The organism is Parabacteroides sp. FAFU027 (genome assembly GCF_022808675.1).
Classification (GTDB): Bacteria; Bacteroidota; Bacteroidia; order Bacteroidales; family UBA7332; genus CAXXIC01.
In genome coordinates, this window is record NZ_JAKZKV010000004.1 from 163807 (window position 1) to 178984 (window position 15178).

Consider the following 15178-nt stretch of genomic DNA (forward strand, 5'->3'; position numbering starts at 1 on the left):
GAAACAAAAAGAATAAATACCAACCTTCTTATAAACACAAAATGAAAAAGATACAGTTTACTCAATACGGATGCATTTTTGCTTTTTTGCAGTTAATTGCCGCAATGGTAACTGTTTCTGCAAACGCAACGACTCCGGTAGCTCTTTTCCCAATGGAACTATCTGGAAATTCAATTCAGGAAATTATTGCCAATAAAACGTTTGTCGTTTCTTCAAATCTTGCTCCCGAATCTGTTTTGGGTGCAGAAGGTAATGCTGTTCGATTTGATGGGTACTCCACTATTGTAACAGCCGAAATTAATGCTGCGGCATTAAACAATCAATCACTTTCTTTTTCACTGTGGTGTGCTATGGAAACTTATCCGATGATGAACACCGATGTGCAGACCAGTACTGCAACATACATAGCCGGCAATATGAGAGAAGATCTTAAAACCGGTTTTGCTTTTACGTTGAATAATACAGGTCGTTATGGTTTTGAAGTTTACCTAAGCGGCACGAAATATACCTGTTATGATAATTACCTTAAACTGCCCAAATACCAATGGGGGCATTTAACAGCGACAGTCAGTATTGCTGACCATCAGATTCTTTTATACAACAATGGAGAATTAGTTGGCAGAACCTCTTTCTCAGCCAGCCAAATCAATGTGGGCGAAAACACTTTTATGATAGGAAAATCTTTTACAGACGACAGAGCCGGTATTTTTCGAACCAACACCATTAACGGTATCGTTGATAATATGAAAATATATTCGAGTGTTTTAGCCCCCACGGAAATTGGTTATCACGTTCCCGAAAATACAGCTGATCTTTCAATTCCGAAGTCACGACATTCAAATGATATCCAAAGACCCTCGTTTCATGGGCAGCCTGCCACAAACTGGACAAACGAACCTCATGGATTGGTTTTCTACAACAATAAGTACCATCTTTTTTTTCAGAAAAATGCCAATGGACCATATATGGGGCGTTTGCATTGGGGACACATTAGCAGTGATGACCTGATAAACTGGAGAGAAGAAAAAATCGCGATAGCTCCTGCCGAAACATACGACCAAAAAGGAACGTGGTCAGGTTGTGTCTTTACTGATAATGTGCTGACCGATGGCAAACCTAATATTTTCTATACAGGTGTGGATTATGCGAAAGCAAGTATTGATAGAGCTATTCCGTCTGATAATGATTTGATTGCATGGACAAAAGATGTTCTAAACCCTTTGGTTCCTAATAAGCCCGCCGGATTGAGTGATGACTTCCGCGATCCGTATGTATTCAAATCGAATAATGAATTCTATATGATTGTCGGTACATCGAAGAATGGAAAAGGTGCTGCTACGCTACAAAAGTACAATCAGTTGACCAAAAGCTGGAGCAATGATGGGACTATTTTTTACCAATCCATCAGTACCGATTATGGTACTTTTTGGGAAATGCCTCTTATTGAACCAATGGGAAATGGGAAGTGGATTTTTATGTCAACTGTTTTAGGAGGTATAAATGGAGTGGAGACGCTTTACTGGGTAGGGACAATCAATAGTGACGGGACTTTTAATCCGATTTCGAATGTGCCTAAGGAAGTCGAATTAGGAACAATGGGACGGGACGGTTATGGTCTGTTATCACCATCTGTGACGCATAAAGATGGAAAAATGATTGCAATCGGAATTGTTCCCGACAAATTGCCTTCACAAAATAATTTGCAGCTTGGATGGGCTCATCTCTATAGTTTACCTCGCGAATGGTCGTTGAGTAATGATAATTTTCTCATACAAAAACCGTATTCCGGATTAGAGAAGATGCGTGATATGACATCTGCATTTCAATTGACAGATACAGAGGTTAGCGGAACCATTGCCATGCCAAGCGTAGCAGGGAAATCCTTAGAAATTAAATCGACATTCATTGTTTCATCGGCAACACGTTTTGGATTTAATGTTAGGAAATCGGGCTCAAATGGCATAGCTATATATTACACTCCATCAACCAATAAAATCACTGTAGATGCACAGTCGATTGCCCGTTTGTCAAATGATGCAGGTGTATTCAATGGACTTTATGAGAGTACTTTACCTCAGCAGATGGCACAGGGTGATACGCTTACTTTACAGATTTTCGTAGATCATTCTGTTATGGACATATTCGTGAATAAGAAATATGCCTTTTCGTTGAGAGTTTTTCCTACTGACACAAATGCCGAACAAGTTGAAGTCTTTTCAGACGGTGGCTCAACAAAAGCAGTATTGGTGGAAGCCTGGAAATTGAATCCGACACTGAGTAACCCAAACGCAGTGGTAACTGTTTCGCAAGACAATTTTATAATCTATGTGAATAGGGAAACGCTTATTTACAGAAATATTCCTTCTCATTCCATCATCTCGGTGAATGATCTTTTAGGAAGAATTGTTGCTGTCAAAGATATTGGGGAAGAAACTTCGGGCGAAATAAGATTACCTGAAAAACAGGTTTATCTTGTAAAAGTGTCAGGTCACAACTTTTCGGCAGTCAAAAAGATTATTAGCGCTTAACCAGAAATAATAAATTCGGATTTGCAAAATTAGTTTACATACTTACGTGTAACTCATAACAAAAAACACAATACCTAATGAAAAAGACAATTCTCAGTATAGCGGCATTTGCGCTGTCTGCGTTTACTGTATGTTTCGGGGCGGAAACGGCTACGCAAAGGGCTTTGGGGCAAGAAGCCTACCGTCCGCACGTTCACTTTACCCCGCAAGCCCACTGGATGAACGATCCCAACGGCATGGTGTACCATAACGGGGAATACCATCTCTTTTATCAATATTACCCTGATGGAACTACCTGGGGGCCAATGCACTGGGGGCATGCCGTAAGTAAAGACATGATGAACTGGGAGCATCTGCCGATAGCCCTTTATCCGGATAGTCTCGGATACATCTTTTCGGGAAGTGCGGTGGTGGATATAAACAATACCTCGGGGTTAGGAACAAAAGAAAATCCTCCGATGGTGGCGGTCTTCACTTACCACAATCCCAAACTTGAACGAAGCGGAAGCAACGTGTATCAGTATCAGGGAATGGCCTATAGCCTGGATAATGGTCGCACCTGGACGAAATATGCAAAGAACCCGGTTATCCCAAATCCGGGAATGCGTGATTTTAGAGATCCTAAAGTGAGCTGGAACGAGCAGACGCAGAAATGGGTAGTGGTTTTTGCTGCCGGAGACAAAGTGCGATTCTATTCTTCCCCCAATTTGTTGGATTGGACCTTTGAGAGTGAGTTCGGACAAAACATAGGGGCTCACGGTGGCGTATGGGAATGTCCCGATATATTCCCGCTGAAAGCAGGTAATGCAGATAAAACCAAATGGGTGTTGTTGGTCAGCATCAATCCCGGAGGACCTTTCGGAGGCTCGGCAACTCAGTACTTTGTGGGCGATTTTGATGGGAAAAAATTCAAACCGGATAATACGGAAATCCGCTGGATTGACTTCGGGAAAGACAACTATGCCGGTGTCACCTGGTCGAATATACCCAAAGCAGACGGCAGACGCCTTTTCCTGGGATGGATGAGCAACTGGCAATATGCAGAGAAAGTGCCGACAGACGCCTGGCGTAGCGCGATGACACTTCCCCGGGAGTTGTCTCTGGTTCCTTCGAAAGAGGGATATTCATTGGTGTCACAACCGGTGAAAGAGCTTGATGCATTTAGAAAGAATGAAATAAAAACTGCAGTTAAACAAGTTAATGGCTCGAAAGAGATTTCAACCACTGTCTCACCGGTTCAATTGAAGCTGACTTTCGCGGTAAATCAGAAGTCTGGCAAACAATTCGGTGTAAAACTGACAAATGGTCAGAATGAGGAAGTGGTAATCGGTTATGATAAGGTGAAGCAGCAACTCTACATGGACCGTATGAAATCGGGAAAAGTGGATTTTTCCAAAGACTTTCCAGCCATTACTTCGGCAGCTTGTCCGGTAGAGAATGGGAAAGTAGAGCTGAACATTGTAATTGACGAAGCTTCCGTAGAGGTATTTGCTCAACAAGGAAAAGTGGTGATGACGAACATCGTTTTCCCGACACAGCCTTATTCTAAGCTTTTACTATTCTCCGATAAGGGAAAAACCAAAGTGAGTGAATGTAAGATGTGGGAACTGAAAACCCCCTAAATCCCCATTTTGGCAGGGCTGTTAAATTCTTAATTAATCGGCTTTAGATGAGACTAAAGCAAATAGTTCTTTGACTTTATTAGCATGTCTTTCAATCGCATGTTTGATTGAATCAAATCCATTATTACGATAGATATTGATTGAAATGTTTCTCAGAATAGAAATATTCTCAGGAGCAAATCCACCAACAGGAAAACTCTTGTCTTCATTCATTGTGACATCCTTAACCCAATGCAAACGGTTTTCGATACACCAATGAGAACGGACGTTTTTGGCAAAAAACTCTGCGCTATCAGACTTTACACTGGAGATGTAGTAACCAACAGCCTGATGGATTTTTCCATTTGAATAATGGACTGTCCTTTCGGCCTTAATGATTCGCTTCAACCCAGTCCATTCTTTAGATATACCATTGATATTACTAAAGATAGAAATTCTCCGATGCTCTGTTCTGTTTCGGGTTTTGTCTGTCCGATCATAACCATCAATTGCAGTATCCTGATTTGAAGTATTGAGTTTAATTTGGTTATATAAATTCGGTTGGTTAGCTTTTGCCCGAATAATATAATTATTGCGACTCTTTATAATTACCTCTACTGTTTTTTTTGACAATGAAGAGCGTCAAGAGTAAATATGCAATTCTCAATATCCAGTTTTTCGATCAATTCTTTAACCGTCGGAATCTCACTTGCCTTTGCATTTTCGATCTTCTGACAGCCAACTACTAAGCCCCGTTTGGAAGCAAAGATGGAAATCAGACTGACAAAATTCTGATAACTGTTATGACTGTTAGTCGTTGTCGAGGCTATTGCTTTACCATCTATACTAAGGAGTTCTTGGTCTTCCAGCCTTACGTACTGATTTGCCCAGATATTAAAAGCCTCATTGAATTTACTGAAATTCATCTCTTTAAAAACAGCCGTTAATGTTACATGAGATGGAACCTTATGTCGCAGTTTTAGTAGTTGTCTAAACTCAGATTCATTGTTTTTCATGAACCTGGCAAGCTCTCTAAAGCCAGATTTGCCACTCATTACTCCAAGAATACTCATAATAATGATATTCTGCAAAGAATGGCGACGACCAAATGGTGAGCGATAATCTTCTATTGTGGATAGCACTTCTATTAATTGCATCGATTGAATTTTTATGCTAATATAATCATTTCAAAGAACTAACCAAAGAACTTAACAGCCCTGCCAAAATGGGGGCTTTAACGCAGTTCTAAACATGAATGTTTGCACATTTAATCAGGTTTTTACCTGACTTCCGTAATGTTAGCACCACTCCTCCCCATTTTGGGGAGGTCGGGAGGGGTCGCTTTCCGAGAATTTAACAACTTTATCCCAGGGAACTCTTTTGGAACACAAAATTGTAAATGAACAAATTGTAAATAAAACAACTCCTTAAATTAAATACGAAAATGAACAGAGGATTTTTAAATTGGGTGACATTTGTCGCGGTCAACGGCGGATTATTGTTTGGGTTGAATATGGCCGGGATATCGGGTGCGATTCCATTCTTAAAGGAATACTTCGTATTGGATGACATTTCTTTAGGTTTGGCTGTTAGCTCCATTATGGTTGGCTGTCTGGTCGGTTCGTTATTTGTCGGATCGTTAAGCGACAAGTATGGCCGTAAAAAATTGATGATGATAACTGCTGTTCTGTTTATGGTATCATCATTGGGATGCGGATTGGCAGATTCTCTCTTGCTCTTTATAGCTTCCCGCATTGTGAGCGGAATTGCCGTGGGTGCTGCATCGGTTCTTTGTCCGACATATATATCGGAGATTGCTCCGGCTGAACGTCGGGGGGCATTGGTCTCAAACAACCAGATGGCTATTGTTATCGGTATTTTGTTGGCTTATGTGATTGACTTTGGATTGGTAAGTGTAGTCAACGGTTGGCGCTATATGTTGCTGGTTCCGTTTGTGTTTGGCCTTATCTACCTGATTCTTTTAGTATTTGCTTTCCCTGAAAGTCCAAGATGGTTGGCTAAAGTAGGGAGAAACAAAGAGGCAAAAGTAATCCTTGAAAAAGTAGGAGGGGTAGCTTATGCCGGAGAACAGATGGCAAACATCGAAACCTCTTCCAAAGCACATGAATCGGATAAGCCGGTTCGCTTCAAAGAGCTTTTCCGGGGTAAACTGGCTTATGTAATGCTTTTGGGTACAACGCTGGCTGTGCTTCAGCAAATCACCGGTATCAATGCCGTGGTGAATTATGCTCCAACGATTTTCCAACAAACGGGTGTTGGTGGAGACACGGCCTTATTGCAATCTATCCTGGTTGGGTTTGTCAACTTTGTATTTACCATTGTAGCTGTTCGCCTGGTGGACAAAAAAGGCCGTAAAACGTTATTACTATGGGGAGCAGCCGGGATGACGCTGGCATTGGCTTACCTGACCGGTTCGTTTGCCTTTAATTCAGGGAATAGTTTCGGTATTCTGATTTCATTACTGACCTACATCGCTTTCTTTGCCGCATCGCTGGCACCTGTGATGTGGGTGGTAACTTCCGAGATGTACCCGACCCGTTACCGTGGAGTTGCCATGTCATTTTCAACGGCAATCAGCTGGGCCTGTACCTTATTGGTGGTGCAGTTCTTTCCCTGGGTGCTCAACAATCTGGGGGGTGGAATCACATTCGGAATGTTTGGTGTATTTAGTTTGATTGCCTTTGTCTTCATCAAGATTTATATCCCTGAAACAAAAGGCAAATCATTGGAACAAATTGAAAAAGAATTGGGATTGGTAAAATAAAACGTTGTCGGGGTAATCCTCGTGATTACCCTTCAAAAAATAAAATATACATGAAAACAAAAAGTACAGTCGTAGGATTAGGTGAGATTTTGTGGGATTTGCTTCCACAGGGTAAAGTGTTGGGTGGAGCGCCGGCAAACTTTGCTTACCATGCCAATCAGTTGGGCGCGGAAAGTTATGTGGTGAGTGCTATCGGTGATGACGAACTGGGCAATGAAATCCTTAGTCAGTTATCCACCTTTGATTTGAATCTGAAACTGGATAAAGTAGCTTATGCTACAGGAGTAGTAAATGTTACTTTGCATGATGGAATTCCAGAGTATGAGATATTACAACCGGTTGCATGGGACTTTATAACGCTGACAGCCGAACATGAAGCTTTGGCTAAAAGAACAGATGCGGTATGTTTCGGAAGTCTGGCGCAGCGTAACGAGGTTTCCCGCAAAGCCATTACCGGTTTTGTCAAATTGGTTCCGGATAGTGCGTTGAAGATTTTTGACATCAATTTGCGCCAGAGTTTCTATAGTAAAGAGTTGCTGGAAGCCTCCCTGCAGTTGGCCAACGTACTGAAAATTAATGATGATGAACTGATTGTCGTGGCTAAGATGTTTGGCTGGGAAGGTGATGATGAAGCCATTTGCCGCCAGATCATAAAAGCCTATGATTTGAAGCTATTGGCCTATACCTGTGGTACGAAAGGCAGTTTCCTTTTTACCCCGGAAGAAAAGTCTTTTAAAGAGACGCCAATCGTTGAGGTGAAAGATACGGTAGGAGCAGGTGACTCGTTTACGGCTGCCATGACCATGGGATTGCTGAAAGGGAAACCTTTGAGCGAATGTCACGAGATGGCGGTTAAGATTTCTGCTTTTGTTTGTACCAATCATGGAGCTACCCCCGAATACAGCAATATCATAGAAGAATTGATAGGTTTGGTTTGATGGTTTTGAAAGATTGTGTGTGTTAACTGATGGATAGTTAGTGGTTAACTGTGATGAAGCCGGTTGTTCCTGAGTGAGCAGCCGGCATTTGCAGTTATAATTATCAATTGTATTGTACTGAAACCTGATTTTTTCTTTCTTTGTCTTTATAACCTTTGATCTAAAACCAGTCTTATGAGAAGACAAATCACAAATGCTATACTGATCGGGATTACACTACTGGTCAGTATTTCCTGTACCAATAAGAAAGAACGCATTTATACCATCGGATTTTCCCAATGTGTAGGCAATGATAATTGGCGAAAACAGATGATCAATGAGATGAAAATCGAAGCTTCGTTTCATGATAATATAAAGCTAATCATTGAAGATGCTCAGGGAAACAGCGACCTGCAGGCTCGACAAATACAGGGCCTTCTGAATAAAAAGGTGGATCTGCTGATTATTTCTCCCAATGAATCAAAACCGATTACCCCCATTGCCCAAAAGGCTTTTAAACAAGGAATCCCTACAATCTTAATCGACCGGAAAATCGATAGCGATGACTATACGACTTTTATTGGTTCGGATAATCATGCCATAGGTAAATCAGCCGCTTTATTTTTGAAAAACCTGGCTGATCGGAAAATAAACGTTCTTGAAGTGTGGGGCCTTGAGGGATCATCACCAGCCCGGGAACGTCACAAAGGATTTGTTGAGAATATTTCGGATGAAAGCAACCTCTCCGTAAAAGCAAAGCTGGGTGGTAACTGGTTGAGGAGCGTCGCCTTTGATAAAGTGAAAGCCTATCCCGGCCTAAAGGACATACAAGCTATTTTTGCCCACAATGACGAAATGGCTTTGGGGGCCTACGAAGCTTGTGTCAGACGGGGAATCGACCCTCATAAGCTGATCATTGTGGGAGTGGATGCATTGCAGGGACCTCATGGTGGTATTCAGGCTGTGATTGATGGTAAACTGACCGCCTCGCTGCTGTATCCTACCGGTGGAGGGAAAGCCATTCAGGTAGCTCTGGATATTTTGCAAAATAAACCTTGCCGGAAAGAATATCTGTTGAATACAGCGGTTGTTGATAAAACGAATGCGGAGATTCTGAAACTGCAATCTACCCAAATCAACGATTATCTGGGGAAAATTGAAAACCAACTGCTGAAACTACAGTTTTTGGACTATAAGTACAACAACCAACGTACCTTGCTGTACATTACCGTTATTCTTCTGTGTATTGCTTTATTTCTTGCTATACTGCTGTACTTTGCATATCTGCACATGAAACGGATCTATTTTGAGTTGCAGCAAAAGAATACGGAGATCAATAACCAACGGGACGAGCTGGCTCTGCAACGGGAGCAACTGGTGGTTATGAATGAAAAGATTGAGGACGTTACAGCTCAGAAACTGCGTTTTTTTACCAATGTTTCCCACGAGTTAAGGACACCGTTATCGCTGTTGATTTCACCCATTGACCGGATATTGGAAATGAAGAAGTTTCCGGAGATTCACCGTGAACTGATGGTGATGAAGAACAATACCGACCGTTTGTTGAGGCTGATTACCCAATTACTCGACTTCCGGAAGATCGAAGGAAACGAGATGAAACTCTATGTGAAGGAGCAAAACATTGTTTCTCTGGTCAAGAACGCCAAATCGGCATTCAACTATCAGGCGCATATCAAGATGATAGATTACACCATGTCTCTTCCCTGCGAAAGCGTTGATATATTTTACGATGAGGATAAAATAGAGAAGGTGATACTCAATCTTTTGTCAAACGCCTTTAAGTTTACCCCTAAAGCCGGAAAGATACGGGTGGAGCTGATTGATGATGCCGAAGCGGTAATTATTACGGTATCAGATACCGGTAAAGGTATGCTGCCGGAGCAGATGAACCGGGTGTTTGAGCGCTTCTATCAGGGAGCAGGTGATTATAGCAGCGGTACAGGGATCGGACTGAACCTCTCCAAAGAGTTTATAGAGCTACATGGCGGAACGCTTTCGGTGGAGAGCCATCCGGGTGAGGGGAGCCGCTTTACCATTGTGTTGAAAAAAGGCAAAGCGCACTTTAATCCTGAAACTACCTGTTACAATATTGATGAATGCCTGCAAAAGGAACAAATCTTTGAGATGCCGGTATTCAAAGAGGTGGAGATGTCGGTGGATAATATCACAGAGTCAAGGGAGCATACACTGCTCATTGTGGAAGATGATGATAATCTGCGTGAGTATCTTAAAACCACATTCCGGCAGGAGTATAACGTCCAGATTGCTACCAATGGAAAGGAAGCGCTTCAGGTGTTACGCGACAATGAAGTCAGCCTGATTGTTTGTGATGTCATGATGCCCGAAATGGATGGGTTTGAATTTTGTAAAACGGTAAAATCCGATTTAGCCATCAGCCATATTCCCATCATTATGCTTACGGCCCTGACCGGTGAAGAGCAGATGATCAACGGCCTTTCATTAGGAGCAGATGATTATCTGTCCAAACCATTCAATACCAAACAACTTCAACTGAAAATCAGGAATCTCTTGTCTCTGAAGAAGCAGATAAAAAGTTATTTCAAGAATGAATTCTTTGGAAGTTATGCCGATGTGGAGCTGGATTCATCCGATAAGCTGTTTATCAAGAAGGTGTGCGCTGTACTTGACGATAATCTCAGTGAAAGCGACATTAGCATAGAGAAGGTAAGCCAGGAAATTGGTTTGTCCCGGATTCATATGTACCGTAAGATAAAAGAGATAACCGGCTATTCTCCAAGTGAGTTTTTCAAAAGCTATAAAATCAAGAAGTCATTGCCGCTTCTGGCTGCAAAGAATCTCACCATCAGTGAAATTGCCTATCGGTGCGGTTTTACCTCACCATCTTATTATTCGAAGTGTTTCAAGGAGGTGTTGAATATTTCCCCTACGGAATATCAGATGAATCATTGAGTTTCCGTCAGGGGGGTGTTGGCGAGCAGCGGCTTCATGCCGCTTGACGCGTTGATTAAGGAAGAGATTTAAGGGAATGAAAGTAATTAAGACAATTAAAAAAATGAAGAATGAAGAATGAAGAATGAAGAGGAGTAAGATAGTGAAAGAAATGAAGATGATTAAAACAATTAAGGAAATGAAAATAATGATGGGGGCCTGCCAATTAGCAAAATGACAAATCTTTTAGACGGTAAAAAGTGTAAGTTATGGTAGGCCTTTTCGGGTGCAGCGTCCCGATAGCTATCGCGGATTTAACCGCTGATTTTCATCGTATATAATTGCGGTTAAAAACCGCAACACCCGAAAAGTTATCTCTTACATCAGGAGCTCTGGTTCAAAAATATTTTTACATGTATTGACCCTATTCGTAGCCGCTTTCGATAAGATACAGTCTTCCAATTTTCTAATCCTCAAATTCACCAGTTTACTAATTCCCCTTTTCTTCTTTTACTTTTTTGGCGCAAAAAAGTAACAAAAAAACATAGACTAAAAAAATAACGGGATTTACAATTTAGCCAGTTGCAATTTACTGTTTGAGCGATTTTGCGTATTCTAGATTGTCAATTGTAAATTTTTAAATGGTAAATATTGAGTGGATTGTCAATGGTAAATAGTTCAATTGTAAATCATTTTGGCATCTACATTTTCCTCCCCACAAACCGAATTACAGCCGCTTTACCGTTGTGATACAACCCTTCATGCAGGATTGTCTCCGTTTCGCATAACTCGATAATCTGGTAGTTAGGGAAATCCGATTTGATTTCCTCCAGAGAGAAGAGCATTCGCTCATCCCGTGGGCCACCCGCTTTTTCATCCGCTTCATTAAACTGGCGATGTTTTTTGCTGAATCCTTCCAGGATGACCAGACCTCCTTTTTTCAACCAACGATCTGCTGTTTGGTGGTATTCGGATCTTTTTTCAGCCGGGAAATGGGCATATATCAACCCAACCGCATCGAACGATTCCGCGGGGTAATCGTGTAAACTGAATTCTCCGGTTTGATAATTGATTTGCACAAGGTGTCTTTGCGCCAATAGTTCGGCTTTCTTCTTGCCCTCTTCACTCAGGTCAAATGCCGAAACCTGCCATCCAAGGGTTGCTGCATACACTGCGTTTCGGCCTTCCCCTTCTGCCGGAAATAGAATCTTACCGGGCTGAATGCCTTTCAGTTTCGCCCGTAGGTATTCATTGGGCCTCTCTCCGTAAGCAAACTCATTGCTGCTGTATCTTTCGTTCCAGAATTCTTGCATAAGAAAATCGTTTTTTATGGCTCTATAACGGTTTGTATGGGTATGTATTGAAGGTATTACAATCATAATTATTTAGCCACGAATTGAAAATCAACGAAGTTAATCCACGAATAAGTAATATGTCTAATCTTTTTTCAGTAATGAAAAAAGATTCGTGAAACTTCGATTTCCATTTCACTTGATTACCAAAAGGTTATATACTGTGTTTTAATTCGTGCATTGACTGCGTCGAACTACGTTTCGTGGCTAAAATTATTTAGATAGAGTTTGGCCTAAATTATCCCACGAAATTCTTTAGGGAAATTCTTTCCCTAAAGAAAGGCTGAATAGATATCTATTCATACTAACCGTTATAGAGCCTTTTTTATTCAGTAAAAACAGTTTTGAGGGAAAGAGGTTTACCGGATTGTCTATTTTACTTTGAGTATTTTCCCGCACCCCGCATATTTTACCTCTACAGGTTCACCGGTAAATCCCACGTTCCCAAATTCTACCGCAATACTGAGCAGTACGCTAACATCGTCTGTCAGCATCGCTACCTGTTTATCACTCATTTGTACGGTCAGGGTTTGCTCCGGTATAATGGTATTTGTGGTCATCCATGCGCTATTTGTGACCACCGAAGCGCCATGCAATCCATCCACTGCCGGGGTGTAATCGTTGAGCTCTTCCAAGTAATAGATATCAGAGGCAGTACCCAATGCAGCAATGACACGGAAGAAAGGAAGTTTCTGTATGTTGAGCAGATCAATCTCCGTATTGATGCGGGGAATAAATACTTTTGCCTGTAGATGCTCCCTGTCAATCTCAAACGTGACTGATATACGTAGCACGCTGTTGAACGGGTAATTCCGGTTGAAATTAAATCCATCCAGCTTTTCTTTTAATGGAGCTAGGCAAACCGGCCTTTGACCCTTTTCATGTGTGGTGTTCACCTTTTGCAGTTTGTTCCCCAATCCGTTCAGGACAGAAGAAACATTATAGTCAGCCAGCCTATGAAGACCACCGAAAGCCATCCTGACACCCGATGCAAACTTGGTACAGCCGCTCCACTCTTTTTGCTGGTTGCGTACACTCTCAAATTGAGGCAGTTTATTGATCTTTTCTTTGGATATACCTCCTTTGGTGCGCATGATTACTTCATCACTACCCCGGCGGGTATAGAAACTTACCCCTTTTACGCTGCCGGTCATTTGGATCGCTCCTCTTACTTTGGCCATATTATGTTTGTTATATTATTTTTGATACTACTCTCCGCCACCGCCCCTATATCCCCTGAAGGGGACTTTTTCCGCCGTGCAGGCTATTAATATATTGCGTTTTTTGCTCTGATATCCTATGTTGCCCATTTTTAGCAGACAGTGTAAGCCCCTTCAGGGTCACGATAATTATCGGGATGGGGCGGAATCATTGTAACAGTAGGATATATTATGTTTTAGGTGCTAAGTGTCCTGATGCACTTATATCAACGCTGACAGGTGCAAGCACGCTGTCTGGTTGTATCCACATCACTCCATAAAGATACCGTAAAAATAGGAATAAATTTACTTTCGGTCTTGATTAGGTTATAAATACTACTTATATCATATACCTATATTAGTATATAGTAGATATACTGAAGTTATACGATAGATATATGATATATATATGATAAATCAAATTACAGTATGATATCTATATAATTTCGATGTGTTGAAAAGTTTGAAAGAAAGTGTGAATATTAAATGAGGTATTGTCTATATTTGTCGGAAATGTTTGGTTTAAGGACTGGCATTATTAAAGAAGAGAGTTATAACCTAGAATATTAATTTCAGCAATAAGCTTAGATTATTAATTTATCGGATGAAAACAGAAAAAGCAAGGGAACTATGTGATTTTATGGAAGGAGCCATCGGGTTCTTTCAATATATTTTTGAAGGAGGATCTTATCCATCAGATATTCAAAAAGGAAAAACAGCATATACGAAAGAGCGATTCAAAGAAAAGTACGAAAACTTTTATAGTGAGTTGGTCGAAAATATTCGCGAATATCAGGATGTTGATGTAATCTATGATTATCTGATTGATTCGTTTGAGTATCTCGTTGAGTGGGATGGCTTTGATGACGATCTGAACCGGGAGATTATGCAGTCGGGAAATGATGTCAGTTATCTCTTGAAACTGAAACTGCTGATTAATGAATACAATGATTTGTTGTATGACTTTTATGAGACAGGGAATTCAACTACCGATATGGTTGATAAAACCTTCGATCAGGTAATGGATAGTCTGGAAGCAGAGAGAGAAGAACAATCCGGTTTGGTGCCGCCAATGGATAAGCGTTTTGATTTTGATCAGATGATAGCCGAATGTCGCGAGCAAGGGTTGGATACTCTGGCGCAAATACATCTGATTAATGATCGGCTTTTTGATCTGAAACAATGGCAGCTTAAATTTGATAAGCTTAAAACCACAAAGTTATCATCAGGGAAAATGAAGAGCGAATATGTCTATTCACCGGTCTATTATCCTAATTTTATTCAACTATGTGCTCTTGAACGGGAGCGATTGGAGATGAGGCTGGAGCTTGAAAAGAAAGCCCTTACCCATAAAGCTATTGAAAACAATCCGGTCATTATTCAGGGAGGCGACTCAACACCATACAACTGGAATGTTTCGGCAACGGATTTACTCGAATTGGTAGCTGCCCTGTATAAAAGTGATTCCCTGAAGCGTAAAGATGGAAGGCCACTCACCCGCAAAGAGCTGATAGATTACTTTCAGCAGATTTTCAATATGGAAATAAAAGATGCGGAGGGTAAACTCAATAAGGCCACATCCCGCAAGAAGAATATGACTCCTTATCTGGATGGTCTCAAGACTGCTTTTGAGAGCTATGTGGAGGAGAAGGAGGAGAAGTTGGCGGGGAGAAAGTGAAATAAAAGAATTAGGCTAAAGCCTATTGGAATAATTCCTTCCCCTCCAGCTAAAGCTGGAGGCAATTCAATGAAGAACAGCTAAAGCTGGAGGCAATTCAATGAAGAATAGCTAAAGCTGGAGGCAATTCAAAGGAGGTGATTTCTGAATAGGATTGGCCTTTAGGCCATTCATAATGGATGCAATT

The 15178-nt window shown here is 41.3% G+C and carries 8 protein-coding genes and 1 pseudogene; 6 read left to right on the top strand and 3 right to left on the bottom strand.

Annotated elements, in window-relative coordinates; all coding sequences use genetic code 11:
* The first annotated feature begins 41 nt into the window (after positions 1-41).
* Positions 42-2528 (top strand): GH32 C-terminal domain-containing protein, encoded by a 2487-nt coding sequence (locus MLE17_RS08075; RefSeq protein WP_243348246.1) that lies wholly within the window; start codon positions 42-44, stop codon positions 2526-2528.
* Positions 2529-2605: 77 nt separating this feature from the next.
* On the top strand, positions 2606-4150 hold the full coding sequence (locus MLE17_RS08080) for a glycoside hydrolase family 32 protein (RefSeq protein ID WP_243348247.1): 1545 nt from the start codon (positions 2606-2608) through the stop codon (positions 4148-4150).
* A 33-nt stretch (positions 4151-4183) separates the two neighbouring features.
* On the opposite strand, the pseudogene MLE17_RS18945 reads toward MLE17_RS08080, so the two are convergent.
* Positions 4184-5286: pseudogene (locus MLE17_RS18945) on the bottom strand (ISAs1 family transposase).
* Positions 5287-5543: 257 nt separating this feature from the next.
* On the opposite strand from MLE17_RS18945, the gene MLE17_RS08095 reads away from it, so the two are divergent.
* From MLE17_RS08095 to MLE17_RS08105, 3 genes are all read left to right on the top strand, one after another.
* On the top strand, positions 5544-6914 hold the full coding sequence (locus tag MLE17_RS08095) for a sugar porter family MFS transporter (RefSeq protein ID WP_317236630.1): 1371 nt from the start codon (positions 5544-5546) through the stop codon (positions 6912-6914).
* Between the two features lie 50 nt (positions 6915-6964).
* The gene (locus tag MLE17_RS08100; RefSeq protein ID WP_243348251.1) at positions 6965-7852 is read left to right on the top strand and encodes a carbohydrate kinase family protein; all 888 of its coding nucleotides are present in this window, start codon (positions 6965-6967) and stop codon (positions 7850-7852) included.
* Between the two features lie 174 nt (positions 7853-8026).
* Positions 8027-10783 carry a substrate-binding domain-containing protein gene (locus MLE17_RS08105; protein ID WP_243348252.1) on the top strand — a complete coding sequence of 919 codons (2757 nt, stop codon included), beginning with the start codon at positions 8027-8029 and terminating at the stop codon, positions 10781-10783.
* Positions 10784-11463: 680 nt separating this feature from the next.
* On the opposite strand, the gene MLE17_RS08110 is transcribed toward MLE17_RS08105, so the two are convergent.
* A complete protein-coding gene (locus tag MLE17_RS08110; protein ID WP_243348254.1) occupies positions 11464-12075 on the bottom strand; it encodes an SAM-dependent methyltransferase in 612 nt (203 codons plus the stop codon).
* Between the two features lie 410 nt (positions 12076-12485).
* Positions 12486-13295 carry a hypothetical protein gene (locus MLE17_RS08115; protein WP_243348255.1) on the bottom strand — a complete coding sequence of 270 codons (810 nt, stop codon included), beginning with the start codon at positions 13293-13295 and terminating at the stop codon, positions 12486-12488.
* A 622-nt stretch (positions 13296-13917) separates the two neighbouring features.
* Here MLE17_RS08115 and MLE17_RS08120 point away from each other — a divergent pair.
* Positions 13918-14991, top strand: a complete 1074-nt coding sequence (locus MLE17_RS08120; protein WP_243348256.1) for an RteC domain-containing protein — start codon at positions 13918-13920, stop codon at positions 14989-14991.
* Positions 14992-15178: the final 187 nt, after the last annotated feature.

Excerpts from the sequence above, each read along its gene's own strand:
- MLE17_RS08100 (WP_243348251.1), top strand. The coding sequence starts at position 6,965 with ATGAAAACAAAAAGTACAGTCGTAGGATTAGGTGAGATTTTGTGGGAT.
- MLE17_RS08110 (WP_243348254.1), bottom strand. The coding sequence starts at position 12,075 with ATGCAAGAATTCTGGAACGAAAGATACAGCAGCAATGAGTTTGCTTAC.
- MLE17_RS08075 (WP_243348246.1), top strand. The coding sequence starts at position 42 with ATGAAAAAGATACAGTTTACTCAATACGGATGCATTTTTGCTTTTTTG.
- MLE17_RS08105 (WP_243348252.1), top strand. The coding sequence starts at position 8,027 with ATGAGAAGACAAATCACAAATGCTATACTGATCGGGATTACACTACTG.
- MLE17_RS08080 (WP_243348247.1), top strand. The coding sequence starts at position 2,606 with ATGAAAAAGACAATTCTCAGTATAGCGGCATTTGCGCTGTCTGCGTTT.
- MLE17_RS08120 (WP_243348256.1), top strand. The coding sequence starts at position 13,918 with ATGAAAACAGAAAAAGCAAGGGAACTATGTGATTTTATGGAAGGAGCC.
- MLE17_RS08115 (WP_243348255.1), bottom strand. The coding sequence starts at position 13,295 with ATGGCCAAAGTAAGAGGAGCGATCCAAATGACCGGCAGCGTAAAAGGG.